Origin of the sequence: Xanthobacter variabilis, from assembly GCF_043831965.2 — a bacterium.
In the GTDB taxonomy this organism is placed as follows: Bacteria; Pseudomonadota; Alphaproteobacteria; order Rhizobiales; family Xanthobacteraceae; genus Xanthobacter.
Genome location: NZ_CM195533.1, coordinates 1155426 through 1173045, shown reverse-complemented (window position 1 = coordinate 1173045; position 17620 = coordinate 1155426). Strand labels below are relative to the sequence as shown.

General features: G+C 67.7%; 13 protein-coding genes. 6 read left to right on the top strand and 7 right to left on the bottom strand.

Features of this window, described 5'->3' with window-relative positions; translation table 11 throughout:
- Nucleotides 1–166: 166 nt before the first annotated feature.
- Genes V5F26_RS05085 through rsmA form a run of 3 tightly spaced genes read left to right on the top strand, consistent with a single transcriptional unit; the run spans nucleotide 167 to nucleotide 3008 of the window.
- Nucleotides 167–1087, top strand: a complete 921-nt coding sequence (locus V5F26_RS05085; RefSeq protein ID WP_234053346.1) for a peptidylprolyl isomerase — start codon at nucleotides 167–169, stop codon at nucleotides 1085–1087.
- Entirely contained in the window at nucleotides 1087–2124 is a 1038-nt protein-coding gene (pdxA, locus tag V5F26_RS05080; RefSeq protein ID WP_394946854.1) for a 4-hydroxythreonine-4-phosphate dehydrogenase PdxA, read from the top strand. The genes V5F26_RS05085 and pdxA overlap by 1 nt, the downstream gene beginning before the upstream one ends.
- Nucleotides 2121–3008, top strand: a complete 888-nt coding sequence (gene rsmA / locus V5F26_RS05075; RefSeq protein ID WP_234053344.1) for a 16S rRNA (adenine(1518)-N(6)/adenine(1519)-N(6))-dimethyltransferase RsmA — start codon at nucleotides 2121–2123, stop codon at nucleotides 3006–3008. Before pdxA ends, rsmA begins: the two co-directional genes overlap by 4 nt.
- Here rsmA and V5F26_RS05070 read toward each other — a convergent pair.
- Genes V5F26_RS05070 through V5F26_RS05060 form a run of 3 tightly spaced genes read right to left on the bottom strand, consistent with a single transcriptional unit; the run spans nucleotide 2986 to nucleotide 5339 of the window.
- Nucleotides 2986–4155, bottom strand: coding sequence for an NAD(P)/FAD-dependent oxidoreductase (locus V5F26_RS05070; RefSeq protein ID WP_394946853.1), 1170 nt, complete (start codon nucleotides 4153–4155; stop codon nucleotides 2986–2988). The genes rsmA and V5F26_RS05070 overlap by 23 nt on opposite strands.
- A 5-nt stretch (nucleotides 4156–4160) precedes the next feature.
- Nucleotides 4161–4787 (bottom strand): YeeE/YedE thiosulfate transporter family protein, encoded by a 627-nt coding sequence (locus V5F26_RS05065; RefSeq protein WP_394946852.1) that lies wholly within the window; start codon nucleotides 4785–4787, stop codon nucleotides 4161–4163.
- A 24-nt stretch (nucleotides 4788–4811) separates the two neighbouring features.
- Nucleotides 4812–5339 (bottom strand): YeeE/YedE thiosulfate transporter family protein, encoded by a 528-nt coding sequence (locus V5F26_RS05060; protein WP_234053341.1) that lies wholly within the window; start codon nucleotides 5337–5339, stop codon nucleotides 4812–4814.
- 211 nt (nucleotides 5340–5550) lie between these two features.
- Between V5F26_RS05060 and V5F26_RS05055 the strand changes: the two genes are divergently transcribed.
- Complete coding sequence (locus V5F26_RS05055; RefSeq protein ID WP_394946851.1) at nucleotides 5551–6087, top strand: methyltransferase family protein; 537 nt, start codon at nucleotides 5551–5553, stop codon at nucleotides 6085–6087.
- Here the strand turns inward: V5F26_RS05055 and metH are convergent.
- From metH to V5F26_RS05040, 3 genes are all read right to left on the bottom strand, one after another.
- The gene (gene metH, locus V5F26_RS05050; RefSeq protein ID WP_394946850.1) at nucleotides 6050–9778 is read right to left on the bottom strand and encodes a methionine synthase; all 3729 of its coding nucleotides are present in this window, start codon (nucleotides 9776–9778) and stop codon (nucleotides 6050–6052) included. The two genes, V5F26_RS05055 and metH, sit on opposite strands and share 38 nt — an antisense overlap.
- Nucleotides 9779–9892: 114 nt before the next feature.
- The gene (metF, locus tag V5F26_RS05045; RefSeq protein WP_394946849.1) at nucleotides 9893–10861 is read right to left on the bottom strand and encodes a methylenetetrahydrofolate reductase [NAD(P)H]; all 969 of its coding nucleotides are present in this window, start codon (nucleotides 10859–10861) and stop codon (nucleotides 9893–9895) included.
- Entirely contained in the window at nucleotides 10861–11910 is a 1050-nt protein-coding gene (locus V5F26_RS05040; RefSeq protein WP_394946848.1) for an ArsR/SmtB family transcription factor, read from the bottom strand. Before V5F26_RS05040 ends, metF begins: the two co-directional genes overlap by 1 nt.
- A gap of 252 nt (nucleotides 11911–12162) precedes the next feature.
- Here V5F26_RS05040 and V5F26_RS05035 point away from each other — a divergent pair, with 252 nt between their 5' ends.
- Nucleotides 12163–13299: a L,D-transpeptidase family protein gene (locus V5F26_RS05035; protein ID WP_394057355.1), complete on the top strand. Its 1137-nt coding sequence runs from the start codon at nucleotides 12163–12165 to the stop codon at nucleotides 13297–13299.
- Between the two features lie 527 nt (nucleotides 13300–13826).
- On the top strand, nucleotides 13827–14402 hold the full coding sequence (locus V5F26_RS05030) for an HdeD family acid-resistance protein (RefSeq protein ID WP_234053335.1): 576 nt from the start codon (nucleotides 13827–13829) through the stop codon (nucleotides 14400–14402).
- 102 nt (nucleotides 14403–14504) lie between these two features.
- Here V5F26_RS05030 and V5F26_RS05025 read toward each other — a convergent pair whose 3' ends face one another.
- Nucleotides 14505–17594: an efflux RND transporter permease subunit gene (locus tag V5F26_RS05025; protein ID WP_394947089.1), complete on the bottom strand. Its 3090-nt coding sequence runs from the start codon at nucleotides 17592–17594 to the stop codon at nucleotides 14505–14507.
- Nucleotides 17595–17620 lie beyond the last annotated feature (26 nt).

Here is a 17620-nt window from a genome sequence, read left to right as displayed (position 1 = left end):
TTCGCCGGTGGCAGCGGATGGTGGCGCACCCGGCCTCCAGGGCCTGCGCCCGGCCCCATTGCCGCCACACGACCTGGAGACAACGGCAAAACGCCGGAAGGGTGCCACTGGCTCATTTTCTGCGTTTCAGCCCGACGTCATCGCACGCCGTGCTTCGGAAAGGACCATGCGCATTCCTCCCCGCCTCGCCTCTGCGATCGTCTTCGCATTCAGCCTGCTGGCTGCCGTCCTGGGCTCCGGCCTTTCCGCGCGCGCCCAGCAGATCGTGGTGATGGTGAACGGCGAGCCGATCACCTCCTATGACGTCACCCAGCGCCAGCGCCTGCATTCTCTTCTCGACAAGAAGAGCATCTCCGCCAAGGAGGCCCTGCAGGAGGTCATCGACGACCGGCTGAAGATCCAGCAGGCGCGCAAGCTGCAATCGGATATCGAGCAAAAGGACATCGACCGCATGTATGCGTCGGTGGCCGAGCGCTCCGGCCGCACGCCGGAACAGCTCACCCAGGGCCTGGCCCAGGCGGGCCTTGACGCGCAGGCGTTCAAGACCAAGCTCGCCGCCGATTACATCTGGAGCCAGTATGTGCGCAGCCGCTCCGGCAACGTGATGATTCGCGATGCCGACATCGCGGCCGCCCTTCAGCGCCGGGGCGAGACCAGCCTCGTCTCCACCGAGTACGTGCTGTATCCGATCATCTTTGTGGTGCCCCGTAACTCCAACAATTATGGCGCCCGCCTGCAGGAGGCGAACGCCTTCCGCTCCCGCTTCAACGGTTGCGAAAGCGGCCTTGCCGCCGCCAAGTCACTCCGGGAGGTGGTGGTCCGCCCGCAGGTGCTGCGCCTGTCGTCCGACATGCCGCCGAACCTGCAGAAGATTCTCGACCAGACCGCCGTGGGGAAACTGACCCCGCCGGAAGTCAGCCAGTCCGGCGTGGAAACCTTCGCGGTGTGCGACAAGCGGCAGGTGCGCGGCGAGAGCTCGCAGAAGCGCGAGATCAAGGACGAGCTGTCCAACAAGCAATTCAACTCCGCCTCCAAGAAGCTGCTGGACGAGCTGCGCAAGAGCGCCCTCATCCAATATCGCCGCTGATGAGCAGCCCGGCCTTGCCCCCTCTGGTACTGACCGCCGGAGAGCCGGCCGGCGTCGGCCCCGAGTTGGCCCTGAAGGCGTGGTGCGCCCGGGACCAGTTGCCCACCTTCTTCGTGGCCGGCGATCCCGAGCTCCTCGCCGCCCGCGCACGCCTGCTGGGGCTGAACGTGCCCATCGCCGCCTGCGCGCCCACCCAGGCCGCGGAGGCGTTTCCCGACGCACTGCCCGTCGTGCCCACCGGCCCACGGGCGACCGCCGCTCCCGGTGTTCCCGACGCCACGAGCGCCGCCGCCGTGCAGGCGAGCCTCGACGCGGCTGTCGATCTGGTGCGCGCCGGTTCCGCCGCGGCCATGGTCACGTGTCCCCTCGCGAAATCAGTGATGTACGCCGCCGGCTTTCCCTTTCCCGGCCACACCGAATATCTCGCCGCCCGCGCAGGGGAAGGAGCGGCCGGTGAGCCGCCCCGCGCCGTGATGATGATCTGGTCGCCGCTGCTGGCGGTGGTGCCGGCCACCATCCATGTGCCCCTGAAGCAGGTGCCGGAGCTCGTCACCATCGATCTGCTGCTCGACACGGGGCGCATCCTCGCCGGCGATCTGCGCCGGCGGTTCGGCCTGTCGGCGCCGCGCATCGCCTTCGCCGGTCTCAACCCCCATGCGGGGGAAAGCGGCACCCTCGGCCGCGAGGACGAGGAGGTGGTGCGCCCGGCGGTCGCCCGGCTCAAGGCCGAGGGCATCGATGCGCGCGGCCCGCTGCCGGCCGACACGCTGTTCCATCCCGAGGCCCGCGCCGGCTATGACGTCGTGGTGGGCATGTATCACGACCAGGTGCTCATCCCAGCCAAGACCCTGGCGTTCCATGACGGGGTGAACGTGACGCTGGGCCTGCCCTTCATCCGCACCTCACCCGACCACGGCACGGCGTTCGACATTGCCGGCACCGGCCGCGCCAATCCGGCCAGCCTGATGGCGGCGCTGCGGCTTGCCCACCGCCTTGCCGAGAACGAAGCCCTTTTCCAGAAAGCCCATTCCGCGTGAGTGCCCTCGACGACCTGCCGCCGCTGCGCGATGTCATCCGCCGCCATGGCCTGTCCGCCCAGAAGTCCCTGGGCCAGAACTTCCTGCTGGACCTCAACCTCACCGGCCGCATCGCCCGCGCCTCCGGGCCGCTGGAGGACGTAACGGTGGTGGAAGTGGGCCCCGGCCCCGGCGGCCTCACCCGGGCGCTGCTGGCGCTCGGGGCGAAGAAGGTGATCGCCATCGAGCGCGACCCGCGCTGCCTCGGCGCCCTGGCGGAGATTTCGGAGCATTATCCGGGCCGCCTGGAGGTCATCCAGGGCGATGCCCTGAAGGTGGATGTGCGCCCCCTCATCGGCGAGGGTCCCGCGCGGGTGGTGGCGAACCTGCCCTATAATGTCGCCACCCTGCTGCTGGTGGGCTGGCTCTCCACGGACCCCTGGCCGCCCTGGTTCGGCTCGCTGACGCTGATGTTCCAGAAGGAGGTGGCCGAGCGCATCGTGGCGGCGCCGGGCTCGAAGGTCTATGGGCGGCTGGCGGTGCTCGCCGGCTGGCGCACCACCGCGCGCATTGCCTTCGATGTGGCGCCGTCCGCCTTCGTGCCACCGCCCAAGGTCACGTCCTCGGTGGTGCATCTGGTGCCCCGTGCCGAGCCTCTGCCCTGCGCCCTCTCGTCCCTGGAACGGGTGACGGAAGCCGCTTTCGGCCAGCGCCGCAAGATGCTGCGGCAGAGCCTGAAGTCGCTGGGGGTGGACCCCTTCCCCCTGCTTGCCGCCGCCGGCGTGGCCGAGACCGCGCGGGCGGAGGAGATCGATGTTCAAGGCTTCGTTGCCTTGGCCAATGCGTATGCGCAGGGCCGGGGCAACGTGCCCTGGGGGCCGCTCACGCAGCTCGATACGCCTTGAGGTAGTGGGCCTCGAACATCTTCTTCAGCAGGTGGAAGCCGGCGAAGCGCGGCAGGGCAAGGTTGCGCTTCATGTCTCGGAACACCAGCATGCCGGCGTCGAGGGTGTCGACGATGCACACCAGCTCCGGCTTGAACACCGCCGTGGGCGCCAGCCCCTTCAGCTCAGCCGCCATGTTGCGGGCCGCCGCCACCGCCTGGAGATCCGCCTGGTGCGCCTGCTTGGGCATCCAGTCCGGCCCTGGGAAGGAGCCTGAATCGCCCGCCACATAAACCCGCTGGAGACCCGGCACGGCGCAGGTCTCGCTCGCCTGGACGAAGCCGCCGGGCGATTTGGGCAGGTCGCTCTTGTCGAGCCAGACGGGGCCCGTGAGGCCGGGCATGAAGAGGATGACGTCGGCGGGGAACTCGCCGCCTTCGGTCACCACCCGGTCGGGCGCGAAGCGCGCCATCTTGTGGCCGAGGTGGGTCTTGATGCCGCGCTGCTCCATCTGCTTCAAGAGCGCCCCCACCGCCTTGGGGCCGAGGCGCTGCCCCGGCTCCTTCGACGGGTTGAAAAAGACCAGCTCGATCTTGTCCCGCCGGCCCTGGCGGCGCAGCAGCGTGTCGAGACCGAACAGGAACTCGAACATGGGCCCGCCGCGCACCGCCGCCGGCTCGTTGGGATTGCCGCCGAAGCCGATGGCCACCGTGCCCTGCTCCAGGGCCGCGACGCGATCGCGGGCCGCCTCCGCAGCTGCGATGCCCTCACAGGGAATGATGGCGTTCTCGATGCCCGGCAGCTTGCGGATATAGCGCCCGCCGGTGGCGATGAGCAGCAGATCGTTGGCGACCGGCCCCTGGGAGGTCTCCACGATGCGCCCGCCATGGGTGACGCCTTCCACCCGCGCCTTGACATGCGTCACCTTGTGGCGCGCGAAGAAGCCGGCCAGCGGCACCCTCAGGTCGTCCCCCTTGCGCAGGCCCGCGGGGATCCAGATGAGGCTCGGCGCGTAGATCAGCTCGTCGGAGGGCGAAACCACGGTGATGCGCGCGGTCACGTTCTGCCGCCGCAGCTCACGCACGGCGGTGAGGGCGGCAAACCCCGCCCCCAGAATGACGATGTGGCGGTCGCCCTCCGGGCCAGCGTTCGGAGCATTGGCGTTCATGGCCATCACTCCGCCGCCTTGAGACGCGTCACATTGGCGGCCGTCGTCGTATCGGCCGCGCCGAAATCACCATCCACGTCGGCGCCCAGATCGGCGCGCCAGGGACGCCAGCGCTCCAGGAGCACCAGAACCACCGCCAGCACCACCGCAAGGCCGATGGCGAGCGCCGTGTACGATACGCCGGTGAGGTCCATGAAGGTGATCTTGCCCGGCCCGCCGGTGAACAGGAGGGGCGTCAGCATCGGGTCGGCATAGCTGAAGGCCACCGCGCCGGCGAGGCCGCCCAGCAGGGTGAAGAACGCATCGCGATAGCCGGCGCCGATCTGCGCCAGGATGGTGCCGGGGCAGGCGCCCGCCAAAGTGATGCCCGCGCCCAGCGCCAAGCCGCCGAGCACGTCGGCCGCATAGAAAGTGGGCTTGGGCGACAGCTTGATGAGGCCGAAGCCGTGCAGCACCGCCAGCACCACCGCGCCGGTGGCGACCGCCGTGAGGAACACCTTGAGCATGGTGAAGTTGCGGAACTGCATCTGCCCCACGATCATGCCCGGCTCGAACACCCGCGCCTTCTCGAAGGCGAAGCCGAACACGATGCCCATGGCAAGACCGATGAGAACGGCCGGAAAAACAGACATGTGAGTTCTCCTTGGCGGGCGCGTTCAGATGCGGCGCAGGACGAGGAAGGCGGTGGCGATGCCACCCACGAACATGAAGGCCACGGCGATGGTGGACGACACCGCCATCTGCGCCATGCCGGACAAACCGTGGCCGGAGGTGCAGCCATCGGCCACGCGAGCGCCAAACAGCATCAGGAAGCCGGCGCCGAAGGCCACCGCATAGCGCACCGGCCGGCTGGAAGTGCCGAGGGCCCGGCTCCAGATGGGGGAGACGGCCTTCCGCTTGGCGCCCGAAAGCTTCATGGAAATGAAGGCGCCGATGGCGACGCCGGCCACCAGGGCCACCTGCCACCAGTTCTTGCCCGTGGCCGCCACGTGCTTGGCCACATAATCGATCTCAACAATGGAAGGATCGAACAGGGACGCGATGTATCCCCCCACCGTCACATAGGATGACGAGGCCCCGAGGGCCGTAGAGATGAGGAGGAAGGCGGGAACCTGCAGCAGGCCGATGATGATGCCGGCCAGATATGGCGACCACGCCTTCTGCTTGAGGGAACAGGCACGCATGGGGTTTCTCCCTGCGGGACACGGACGATGCCGGGGTTGCGGCCGGCCACGGTCCCGACGATATACATTCAATCATATGAAATTATATGTTTTGAATGTTTTCGCAAGGGCAGAATGGCGATGCCCCCCGTGACGGCCCGCCGCAAATGGGGGACATCGTCATGGGTCGCGCGACCACCGCCCGCCGGGGGGCAAAGCAGGAGGCAACGGCATGGCTGAGAAACTGAAGCCTGATCAAACCGCGCTGCGCCCGAACCGGGTGCCATGGCCGCCGCTGATCTACGGCGCCGCGCTGGTGGCCGGCCTGGGTCTTGGCTGGCTGGCGCCGCTGGGCTGGCCCTCGGCGCTGGCGGGGTTGCCGGTGCGCATTGCGGGGGCGCTGGTGGCGGCCCTCGGCCTGGGGCTCGACCTGTCGGCGATCTTCACCCTCTATCGCGCCCACACCAACGTGCTGCCGAACCGGGGCGCCGACCATCTGGTCACGAACGGCCCGTTCGCGCTCTCGCGCAACCCCATCTATCTGGGCAACACGCTACTGGTGGCGGGGCTGGGGCTCGCCTTTTTCAATGGATGGCTGATAGGGGCGGCGCTCCTTGCCGCCCTCGCCACCGATCATCTGGCCGCCCGCCGCGAGGAAAGGCACCTCGCGGCGAAGTTCGGCCCGGCCTTTGCCACCTATGCGGCGCGGGTGCCGCGCTGGATCGGCCCCATCACTCCGCCGCCGCCTGACGGGCGGGGTCGTAATTGAGGATGGGGGCGAGCCACTTCTCGGCTTCCGCCACCGTCCATTCCTTGCGGGCGGCGTAATCCTCCACCTGATCGCGCTCGATGCGGCCGACGCCGAAATAGGCGGCCTCCGGGTGGGCGAAATAAAGCCCCGACACCGCCGCCCCCGGCCACATGGCGAAGCTCTCCGTCAGGCGGATGCCCACCGCGTCGGTGGCGTGCAGCAGCGAGAACAGCGTGCCCTTCTCGGTGTGATCGGGCTGGGCCGGATAGCCCGGCGCCGGGCGGATGCCGCGATAGGTCTCGGCAATCAGTTCGTCGTTGGAGAGCGCCTCATCCGGCGCATAGCCCCAATATTTGGTGCGTACGAGCTGGTGCATGCGCTCAGCGAAAGCCTCCGCGAGGCGGTCGCACAACGCCTTCAGCATGATGGCTGAATAGTCATCATGCGCGGCCTTGAAGGCCTCCACCCGCTCGTCCTCGCCGATGCCGGCGGTCACCGCGAAGCCGCCCACATAATCAGCCACGCCGCTTTCCATGGGCGCCACGAAGTCGGCGAGGGCGAGGTTGAACCGCCCCTCCCGCTTCGCCAGCTGCTGGCGCAGGGTGTGCAGGGTGGTGAGCGGATTGGCGCGGCTGTCGTCGCGGAACAGCACGATGTCGTCGCCCACCGAATTCGCCGGCCAGAAGCCGATGACGGCGCGGGCGGTGACCCACTTTTCCTCCACCATCTTCTTCAGCATCACCTGGGCATCGTTGAACAGCGCCCGGGCCGGCTCGCCCACCACCGGGTCCTGAAGGATGGCCGGATAGCGCCCCGTCAGCTCCCAGGACTGGAAGAAGGGCGTCCAGTCGATATAGGGCACGAGGTCGGCGAGATCGTAATCCTCGAACACCTCGGCGCCGACGATCTTCGGCTTGGGCGGCACATAATTGGAGAAGTCCAGCTTCAGGCCGTTCTCGCGCGCCTTGGCCAAAGGCACGCGCTGCTTGGCGGCATCGGCGCGGGCATGGGCATCGGCCAGCTTCTGGTATTCGGCGCGAATGTCGGCGACGTAGGATCCGCGCGTCTCGGCATTGAGCAGGTTGGAGACAACGCCCACCGCGCGGCTGGCATCGGTGACGTAGACCGCCTGCCCGCGCTCATATTGGGGCGAGATCTTCACCGCGGTGTGGACCCGCGAGGTGGTGGCGCCGCCGATGAGCAGGGGCACGGAAAAGCCCTCGCGCTCCATCTCGGAAGCCACGTTCACCATCTCGTCCAGGGATGGGGTGATGAGGCCGGAAAGGCCGATCACGTCCACCTTCTCCGCCTTCGCGGTTTCCAGGATCCTGGCCGTGGGCACCATCACGCCGAGGTCGATGACCTCGTAATTATTGCACTGGAGCACCACGCCCACGATGTTCTTGCCGATGTCGTGGACATCGCCCTTCACGGTCGCCATCAGGATCTTGCCGGCGGCGGAGGAGGCGGAAAGGCCCATCTCCGCCTTTTCCTTCTCCATGAAGGGCATGAGATAGGCCACCGCCTGCTTCATCACGCGGGCCGACTTCACCACCTGGGGCAGGAACATCTTGCCGGCGCCGAACAGGTCGCCCACCACGTTCATGCCCGCCATCAGCGGGCCCTCGATCACGTGCAGAGGCCGCTCGGCCTTGGCGCGGGCCTCCTCGGTGTCGGCCTCCACATAATCGGTGATGCCGTTGACCAGCGCGTGCTCCAGCCGCTTCTCCACCGGCCAGGTGCGCCAGGTGAGGTCGGCTTCCTTCTTCTCCTTGCCCTGGCCCTTGAAGCCCTCGGCCATGGCGAGCAACCGCTCGGTGGCGTCGGCGCGGCGGTTCAGCACCACGTCCTCGCAGGCCTCCCGCAAGGCCGGCTCGATCTCGTCATAAACGGCGAGCTGGCCGGCATTGACGATGCCCATATCCATGCCCGCCTGGATGGCATGATAGAGGAACACCGCGTGCATGGCCTCGCGCACCGGCTCGTTGCCGCGGAACGAGAAGGACAGGTTCGAGACGCCGCCCGACACATGGGCGTAAGGCAGGCCCTGCCGGATCCAGCGGGTCGCCTCGATGAAGGCGACGCCATAGCCCGAATGCTCCTCGATGCCGGTGGCCACCGCGAAGATGTTGGGATCGAAGATGATGTCCTCGGGCGGGAAACCCATGCCCGTCAGGATGTCATAGGCGCGCTTGCAGATGCTGGTCTTGCGCTCATAGGTGTCGGCCTGGCCGTCCTCGTCGAAGGCCATCACCACCACGGCGGCGCCATAGCGGCGCACCAGCCGCGCCTTTTCCCGGAACGCCTCCTCCCCCTCCTTGAGGGAGATGGAATTGACGATGCCCTTGCCCTGCAGGCGCTTCAGCCCCGCCTCGATGATGTCCCACTTGGAACTGTCCACCATCACCGGCACGCGGGCGATGTCGGGTTCCGAGGCCACGAGGTTGAGGAAGGTGACCATGGCGGCCTCGCTGTCGAGCAGGCCCTCGTCCATGTTGATGTCGATCACCTGGGCGCCGCTTTCCACCTGGTCGCGCGCAACGGCCAGGGCGGCGGGGAAGTCGCCATTGGTGATGAGCTTCCTGAAGCGCGCCGAGCCGGTGACGTTGGTGCGCTCGCCCACATTCACGAACGGGATCTCACGCGTCAGCTCGAACGGCTCCAGGCCCGACAGGCGCAGGCGTGGCTCCAGCTCGGGCACGACGCGGGGCTTGATGCCCTTCACCGCGCCGGCAATGGCCCGGATGTGGTCCGGCGTGGTGCCGCAGCAGCCGCCCACCACGTTCACGAGACCGGAGGTGGCGAACTCGCCCACCAGGGCCGCCATGGCCTCGGGGCTCTCGTCATAGAGGCCGAACTCATTGGGCAGGCCGGCATTGGGATAGGCGCACACGAAGGTGTCGGCCACCCGGCCGATCTCCGCGATATGGGCCCGCATCTCCTTGGCGCCCAGCGCGCAGTTGAGGCCGATGGAGAACGGCTGCGCGTGGCGCAGGGAATACCAGAAGGCGGAAGGGGTCTGGCCCGAGAGGGTGCGGCCCGACAGGTCCGTGATGGTACCGGAGATCATCACCGGCAGGCGGATGCCGAGCTCGTCGAACAGCCCCTCGATGGCGAACAAAGCCGCCTTGGCGTTCAGGGTGTCGAAGATGGTCTCCACCAGCAGGATGTCCGCCCCGCCGGCGATGAGGCCGCGCGCCTGCTCGCCATAGGCGGTGGCGAGATCATCGAAGGTCACGGCCCGGAAGCCGGGATCGTTCACGTCCGGCGAGATGGAGGCGGTGCGGTTGGTGGGGCCGAAGGCGCCGGCCACGAAGCGGCGGCGACCATCCTCCTTCTCAGCCAGCACCGCCGCCTCCTTGGCGAGGCGGGCGCTCTCGAAGTTCAGCTCATAGACGATGGCCTCCATGCCATAATCGGCCTGGGCGATGGAGGTGCCGGAAAAGGTGTTGGTCTCGACGATATCGGCGCCGGCGCGGAAATATTTGAGGTGGATCTCCCGCACCGCGTCGGGCTGGGTGAGGCTCAACAGATCGTTGTTGCCGCGCACGTCGCGCGGCCAGTCCTTGAAGCGCGCGCCGCGATAGCCCGCCTCGTCCAGCTTCAGGGCCTGAATCATGGTGCCCATGGCGCCGTCCAACACCAGGATGCGTTCCCGCGCGGCGGCGGTCAAAGCGGCGAAGACATCATTGGCAGCGGTGGCGGACATGATTGGGGCTCTTTGAGGCTCGGGGCATGGCCCGAAGGCCGCCTCGTTCGGAAAAAGGGAAATGTGCGGGGGACCGGCGCCGGAGCCGTCAGGCCCGGCGCCGGTCCGGAAATCTCAGACAGCGAGCGCTTGCGCTCCGGCCGCTGCCCCCTGTGCCGCGCCCTGCGCCGGCTGGGGCCGCAGACCCAGCAGGTGGCAGATGGCATAAACAAGGTCGGCGCGGTTCAGCGTATAGAAGTGGATGTCCGTGACACCCCGATCAACGAGGTCGGTCACCTGCTCGGCCGCCACCGCGGCGGCAATGAGCTTGCGGGTCTCGGGATCGTCATCCAGCCCCTCGAACCGCTTGAGCAGCCAGGCCGGCACGCTCGCCCCCGTGCGGGTGGCGAAGTTCGAGGCCTGCTTGAAATTGGTCACCGGCAACAGGCCTGGCACGATGGGAATGTCGATGCCGCGCGCCCGCACCCTGTCCAGATAGCGGAAATAGACGTCGTTCTCGAAGAAGAACTGGGTGATGGCGCGGGTGGCGCCCGCATCCACCTTGGCCTTCAGCACGTCGATATCCGCCTCGATGGACGGGCTTTCCGGATGCTTTTCCGGATAGGCGGAAACCGACACCTCGAAATCGCCGATGCGCTTGATGCCGGCGACGAGGTCCGCCGCATAGGCATAGCCGCCCGGCGTGGGCTCATAGTGGGTGCCGACGCCCGCGGGCGGGTCGCCGCGCAGGGCGACGATGTGCTTCACGCCCGCTTCGCCATAGGAGCGGATCACCGCATCCACTTCCTCGCGGGTGGCGTTGACGCAGGTGAGGTGGGCCGCCGGGGCAAGGTCCGTCTCCTTCACGATGCGCGCCACGGTGGCGTGGGTGCGCTCGCGCGTGGAGCCGCCGGCGCCATAGGTCACTGAGACGAATTCCGGACGGAGCGGCGCCAGCCGGCCGATGGAGGCCCACAGGGTCTTCTCCATCTCCTCGGTCTTGGGCGGAAAGAACTCGAAGGAAACGGAAACGGGCGCCCGCCCCATCTCCCGGCTCGCCCGCACGTGCTCGGCCCCTGCGAGGATCCCCGGCTGCCCGCTCATCACGCCACCTCCCTGTCGGCCGCGCCCGCTTCGGGCGATGCAGCCTGCTCAGCCTCGGTGCCCCCCGCCGCCACGCGCGGATCGCGCGCCAGCCACAGGGAGACCGTCAGCCCTTCCTCACGCCCATGCTCGGGCGCCAGCATTTCGAAGCGCTCCGGCTGCAGGCCCGCCTGGGTCAGCCAGCCTTCCACCGTCTCGCGCGCGAAGCCGAGACGCCGGTGGGCGTGGGCCTCTCGCAGAAATTCAAGATCATGGGGCGCGAAATCCACCACCAGCAGCCGCCCGCCTGGCTTCAGCACCCGCGCCGCCTCCATGAGCGCGCGGCCCGCGTCGTCCAGATAGTGCAGCACCTGATGCACGATGACAGCGTCGAACGAATCACGCGGCGCCGGCACCGCATACGCATCGCCCTGCCGCAGCAGGCAATGGCGGATGCCGGCGCGCTCCAGATTGGTGCGCGCCACCGCCAGCATTTCCGGCGACAGATCAAGGCCGAGGCCCCGCTCGATGTCGCCCGCGAACAATTCAAGCATGCGCCCGGTGCCGGTACCCAGGTCCAGCAGCGAGCGGGCCGGTGCATCCGCCAGAACGTTCCGCACCGCCGCTTCCACCGCCGCCTCGGGCACATGCAGCTTGCGGATCTCATCCCATTCACGGGCATGGCTGGCGAAATAGCCCTGGGCCGCGGCGGCGCGAGCCGCCCGTACCGCCTCCAGCCGCTCGCGGTCACGCGCGAGCACGGGGTCGTCCGGATCAAGCAGATCGAGCAGGCGCGTGGCAACCCGGCCCAGGGGACCTTCATTGGTGCGGCGATAGAAGATCCAGCTCGCCTCGCGATGCCGCTCCAGCAGCCCCGCCTCCGCCAGCAGCTTCAGATGGCGGGAGATGCGCGGCTGCGACTGGCCCATGATCTCCGTCAGGTCCGACACCGTCAGCTCCGCCTCTCCCAGCACCGAAAGAAGGCGCAGACGCGTATCCTCCCCGCCGGCCTTCAAGGCTTCCAGCAGGGCGGGAAAGGACAGGCGCGCGGCGCTCTCGGGATGAGACATAAAGATATCTTTATATCTCTTGCGTCGTCATTTCAAGAGTGAGAGGCCCGCGCAAGCCATACCGATCACGATATGCGGCGTTGCAGCTGCGCGCGTTGCTCCGGGGACGGAGGCGGGGTACATGCGGACTTCGAGGGTCGTGCCTGACGTCGCGCGGGGCAATGCCGGGCGTACAACCTCAGCCTCAACGTGTCGAAAAATTATTCTCGCCCGTTTCCAATTTCGTCACGTTTCAGGGTTAACTCCAATCTCATGACGTTGCGCCAGAAACTCCTCCTCGCCACCTTCGGGGCGTCGCTTTTCACCGTGCCGGCCTTTGCGCAGGGCGCGTACAATTCCGGTTACGGCACCAGCCAGTACGGAGCGGGGGACGAGACCGGCACCGTTCCTCCCGGCTCGGTCAGCGGCAGCTATAATGCAGCCCCTCCCGGATACAGCGATCCTTACGCCCGCACGCCCTCCGCGGCTGGCGGCGAAGTCGAGCGCTCCGAGGTCGCCCCGCCCAGCGGGTATCAGCAGGCGCCGTCCTATGGCGGCCAGGCGAACGCCACGACCTATCAGCAGCCCGCTTATCCGCAGGCGAGCTACCAGCAGTCGCCCTACCAGCAGTCCGGGGCGACTCAGTCCGGCTATGGACAGGCGCCCTCGGCGACGACGTCCGAGCAGGCCTCTGTTTCCTATCCCCAGCCGCCTTATGGTCAGCCCGCCTATCGCAGCGGCGCCGGACAGCAGTCGCCCGGTTATGGCTATGGCAATCAGGCTTCCGCCGCAGTCACGCCGCCGGCGGGGGTGTATAGCCCCAACGCCGCTGTGGTGCCCGGCACCCAGGAGGCCCCCTCCGGCCCCCGTATCGAGGACGTGGATCCCGCCGAACCGGTTCCGGATCGCTTCCGCCGCCAGACCGTGGATTATGTGACCACCCAGCCGGCCGGCACCATCATCATCGATACGCCGAACACCTACCTTTACTATGTCCTCGGCGGCGGCAAGGCCGTGCGCTATGGCATCGGCGTGGGCCGCGAAGGCTTCACCTGGTCCGGTACCGAGCGCATCTCCCGCAAGGCGGAATGGCCCGATTGGCGCCCGCCGACGGAGATGATCCAGCGCCAGCCCTATCTGCCGCGCTTCATGGCCGGCGGACCCGGTAACCCAATGGGCGCTCGCGCCCTCTATCTGGGCGGCACCATCTACCGCATCCACGGCACCAACGAGCCCCAGACCATCGGCAAGTTCGTGTCGTCCGGCTGCATCCGCATGCTCAACAACGATGTGGAAGACCTGTTCGACCGCGCGAATGTGGGCACCAAGGTGGTGATCCTGCCCAAGCCGTCCTCTCCCACGGTTCAGGCGAACGCAGCCGGCACACCTTCCGCCAGCGCCGGTCACTGACCCGCTCATCTGCCCCGAAAAGCAAAAGGCGCGCCCTCACCGGCGCGCCTTTTGCTTTTGCGCGCGGCTCTTTTTCACGCCCGATGCGTCATGATCCGCCCACCCCTGCGGGCCGTGGGCAAAGGCCGCCCCAGACGGCTCATCAAGTGAAGCGGGCAACCTTTCCCGAGAAGGAAACGGCGCAGGCACATGGCCTTGAAAACACAGCGGCGCCAGCCACGGGCGGAACCGAAGCAGCTGGCCCGCCCCTCCTAGCGGCAGGCGAGAGCGCCCGATAGAGATTGATCGGCTCTTGCGTCGGGAGGGCGCGCAAGGACAGGCGCCGGCGACATCTCCAACCGTATACGCAATCAGGCCGTGGCCCGCGCCGCGATGCTCTGCGTTCTTTCCCTCGCGGATCGCGCACGTCATGGTATAGCTCGCACACTTTAGCCACATTCTGTGGCGCGCTTTCCTCCTGTATGATCGTGGGGACGACAGGAGCTCACCTGCGCGATGCTCACAAGCTCCCATCTGGAGACGGTAACATGACAATGCCTGCATCCACTCCGGCGTCCGCGGTCGCCGACCGCCTGCACGCCATCCGGGCCAATTGGGGCTGGTTCGTTGCCCTCGGCATCGCCTTCGTGGTGCTGGGTCTCATCGCGCTCGGCCATGTGCTGCTGTTCACCCTCGGCGTCACCATCTATGTGGGCGCACTCATCCTGGTGGGTGGCGTCATCCAGGTCATCCACGCCTTCCGGGTGCAGGGCTGGGGCCAGTTCTTCTACTGGCTGCTGGCGGGCCTGCTCTATGTCGTGGCCGGCGGCCTCATCATGTACAACCCAGCCCTGGGCGCGGGCATCTTCACCCTGCTCATCGGCGTGGCGCTGGCGGTGGAAGGCATCTTCCGCATCGCCGCCGGCTTCGGCTCGCGCGCGGGCGGCGGCTGGGGCTGGATTGTCTTCTCCGGCTTCATCACGTTGCTGCTGGGCGCCATCATCATCGCCCAGTGGCCGGTGAACTCGCTTTACATCCTCGGCCTGTTCCTGGGCATCGACCTCATCGTCAACGGCGTCGGCACCGTCTTCTTCGGCCTGGCCCTGCGCGAGAAGCGCGCCTGAATGCACACGACCTGAACGCGGCACGGCCCCCGGTTCCCGGAACCGGGGGCCGTGCCCATGAAGGAAACCGGCGCCGGCGGTAGCGGCCGCGGCGCCGGTTCCTCATTCCGCCGGATGAGGCAACCCGGCGGAAGGAAGATCGTCCGTCACCTTCACCCGGAACCAGGTGGCGTAGAGGGCCGGCACCACCAGCAGCGTCAGCGCGGTGGCCACCAGCAGGCCGCCCATGATGGTGATGGCCATGGGCCCCCAGAACACGCTCTCCGCCAGCGGAATCATGCCCAGCACCGCCGCCATGGCCGTGAGCACCACTGGCCGCGCGCGGCGCAGGGTGGCCTCGACAATGGCGCGATGGGGTGTCGCCCCGGCGGCGATGTCGTGGTCGATCTGGTCCACCAGGATCACCGTGTTGCGCATGATCATGCCCGCCAGCGCGATAAGCCCCAGCAGCGCCACGAAGCCGAACGGCTGGTGCGTCACCAGCAGCGCGGTGGAGGCACCGATCAGCCCCAGCGGCGCGGTGGCGATCACCAGCGCCAGGCGAGAGAAGCTCTGCAGCTGGATCATCAGGATGGTGAGCATCACGATGATCATGATGGGAAACACCGCCGCCAGCGACTTGTTGGCCTTGGCGCTCTCCTCGATGGAACCACCGGTCTCGATGCGGTAGCCGGCCGGCAGGGACGCCTTCAGCGCCTTCAGCTTGGGCAGCAGGCGCAGGGTGACGTCGGGCGGCTGCACGCCGTCCTTCACATCGCCGCGCACGGTCAGCACCAGGTCGCGGTCGCGGCGCCACAGGATGGGCTCCTCGCTGGCATAGGCGATGCGCGCCACCTGTCCGAGGGGCACCGCCACCCCGTTGCGATTGGTCACCGTGAGGGCGCCGAGCCGCTCCAGGTCCACCCGCTCTTCCGGCACCGCGCGCGCCACCACGCCGATGAGCAGATTGCCCTCGCGATACTGCGTGACCGTATAGCCGGAAAGCAGGGTCTGGAGCGTCTCCGCAAGGTCGCGCGGGGTGGTGCCCAGCGCCCGCGCCCGGTCCTGGTCCACGGACAGGGTGATGGACTTCACCTGCTCGCCCCAATTGAGATGCGGCTCGATAATGGCGGGATCTGACGCCATGATAAGGCGCACCTTCTCGGCGATGTCACGCACCATCAGCGGGTCCGGCCCCACCACGCGGAACTGCACCGGAAAGCCCACCGGCGGGCCGAACACGAAGCGGTCCACCCGCACCCGCGCCTCGGAGAGGGCGCCCTCGGCCACCGCCTTGTCGAGCCGCGCCTTGATGCGCTCGCGCGCCTCCAGGTCCTTCGTCACGATGACGATTTGCGCGAAATTGGGATTGGGCAGCACCGGATTGAGGCCGAGCCAGAAGCGCGGCGCTCCCTGGCCGATATAGGTGGTGGAAGAAAGGATGCCCTCATCCTCCCCCACCAGTGCTTCCGCCTTCTTGGCCGTGCTCTGGGTAGCCTCGATGGAGGACCCCTCCGGCAGCCGCATTTCCAGAAACAGCTCGGTGCGTGTGGAGGTGGGGAAGAACTGCTGCTGCACGAAGCCGAAGCCCACCACTGCCAGCACGAATAGCCCCACCGTGGCGCCGATGACCATGAAACGGTGCCTCAGGCACGTCTCGAGCATGGCGCGCAGCACGCGGTAGAGCCGGCCATCCCGCAGCTCATGGGCCGCGTGCTTGCCCCGCATGTCCGGCAGGATGACCGTGCCGAGATAGGGCGTGAACAGCACCGCGACGAACCACGACGCCACCAGCGCGATGCCGACCACCCAGAAGATGCCGCCGGCATATTCGCCGGAGGAAGAGCGCGCGAAGCCCACGGGCAGGAAGCCCGCCGCCGTCACCAGCGTGCCGGTGAGCATGGGAAAGGCGGTGGAGGTCCAGGCGAAGCTGGCGGCGGAGAGGCGGTCCCAGCCCTCCTCCATCTTCACCACCATCATCTCGATGGCGATGATGGCGTCATCCACCAGCAACCCCAGGGCGATGATGAGCGCGCCGAGCGTGATGCGGTGAAGGTCCATGCCGGAGGCGAACATCACCAGGAACACGATGGCGAGCACCAGCGGCACCGACAGCGCCACCACGATACCGGACCGGAAGCCCAGGGACAGGAAGCTCACCACCAGCACGATGACGAGCGCTTCCGCGAAGGTCTTCAGGAACTCGCCCACGGACTCGCCCACAATGTGGGGCTGGTCCGCCACCTGAACCACGTCGATGCCCACCGGCAGCTCGGTCATGGCCTCCGCCATGGCGCCCTTCAGCTCCTCGCCCAAGGTGAGGATGTTGGCGCCCTGGGCCATGGAGACGCCGATGCCCAGTGCCGGGCGCCCATGCTGGCGGATGAGGTAGGAGGGCGGGTCCTCATAGCCCCGCCGCACTGTGGCGATGTCGCCCAGCCGCACCAAAGCGCCGCCCGCATTGATGGGCACTTCCGCGATGGCCTCGGCTCCGGTGAAGGCACCGGTGAGGCGCAGATTGATGCGATCGGCCTTGGTGTCCACGGCGCCGCCGGCCACCACCGCATTCTGCCGCGCCACGCTGTCGAAGATCTGGGTGGGGGTGATACCCAAAGTGGCCAGGCGCGCGTGGGAGAACTCGATATAGATGCGCTCGGGCCGCTCGCCGATGAGGTCCACCTTCTCCACGTCCGGCACACGCAGCAGCCGCTGGCGGATCAGCTCCGCCTGCCGCTTCAGCTCCGCGGGGGGCACGCCATCGCCGCTCAGCATGTAGAGGGCGGAATAGACGTCGCCATATTCGTCGTTGAAGCTGGGACCCACCACGCCCTGGGGCAGGTCGCCCCGGATGTCGCCCACCTTCTTGCGCACCTGGTACCACAGGTCCTTCACGGCGGACGGCGGCGTGGTGTCGGCCAGATAGACCTGGACGAAGCTGACACCGGGCCGCGAATAGCTCTCCACCCGGTCGAGGTGCGGCAGGGTCTGCAGCTTCTTCTCGATGGGGTCGGCCACCTGGGACTGCATCTCGGACGCCGTGGCGCCCGGCCAGGCGGCTGAGATGACCATCACCTTGATGGTGAAGGAGGGATCCTCCGCGCGGCCAAGATTGAGATAGGAATAGAAGCCCGCCGCCCCCAGGAGGATGATGGCAAACAGGGTCAGCGCCCGGTGGGTGATGGCGAAGCGCGAGAGGTTAAAGGGGCTGTCCAGCGCCTTCTGCTCCTCGGGCGTGGGGC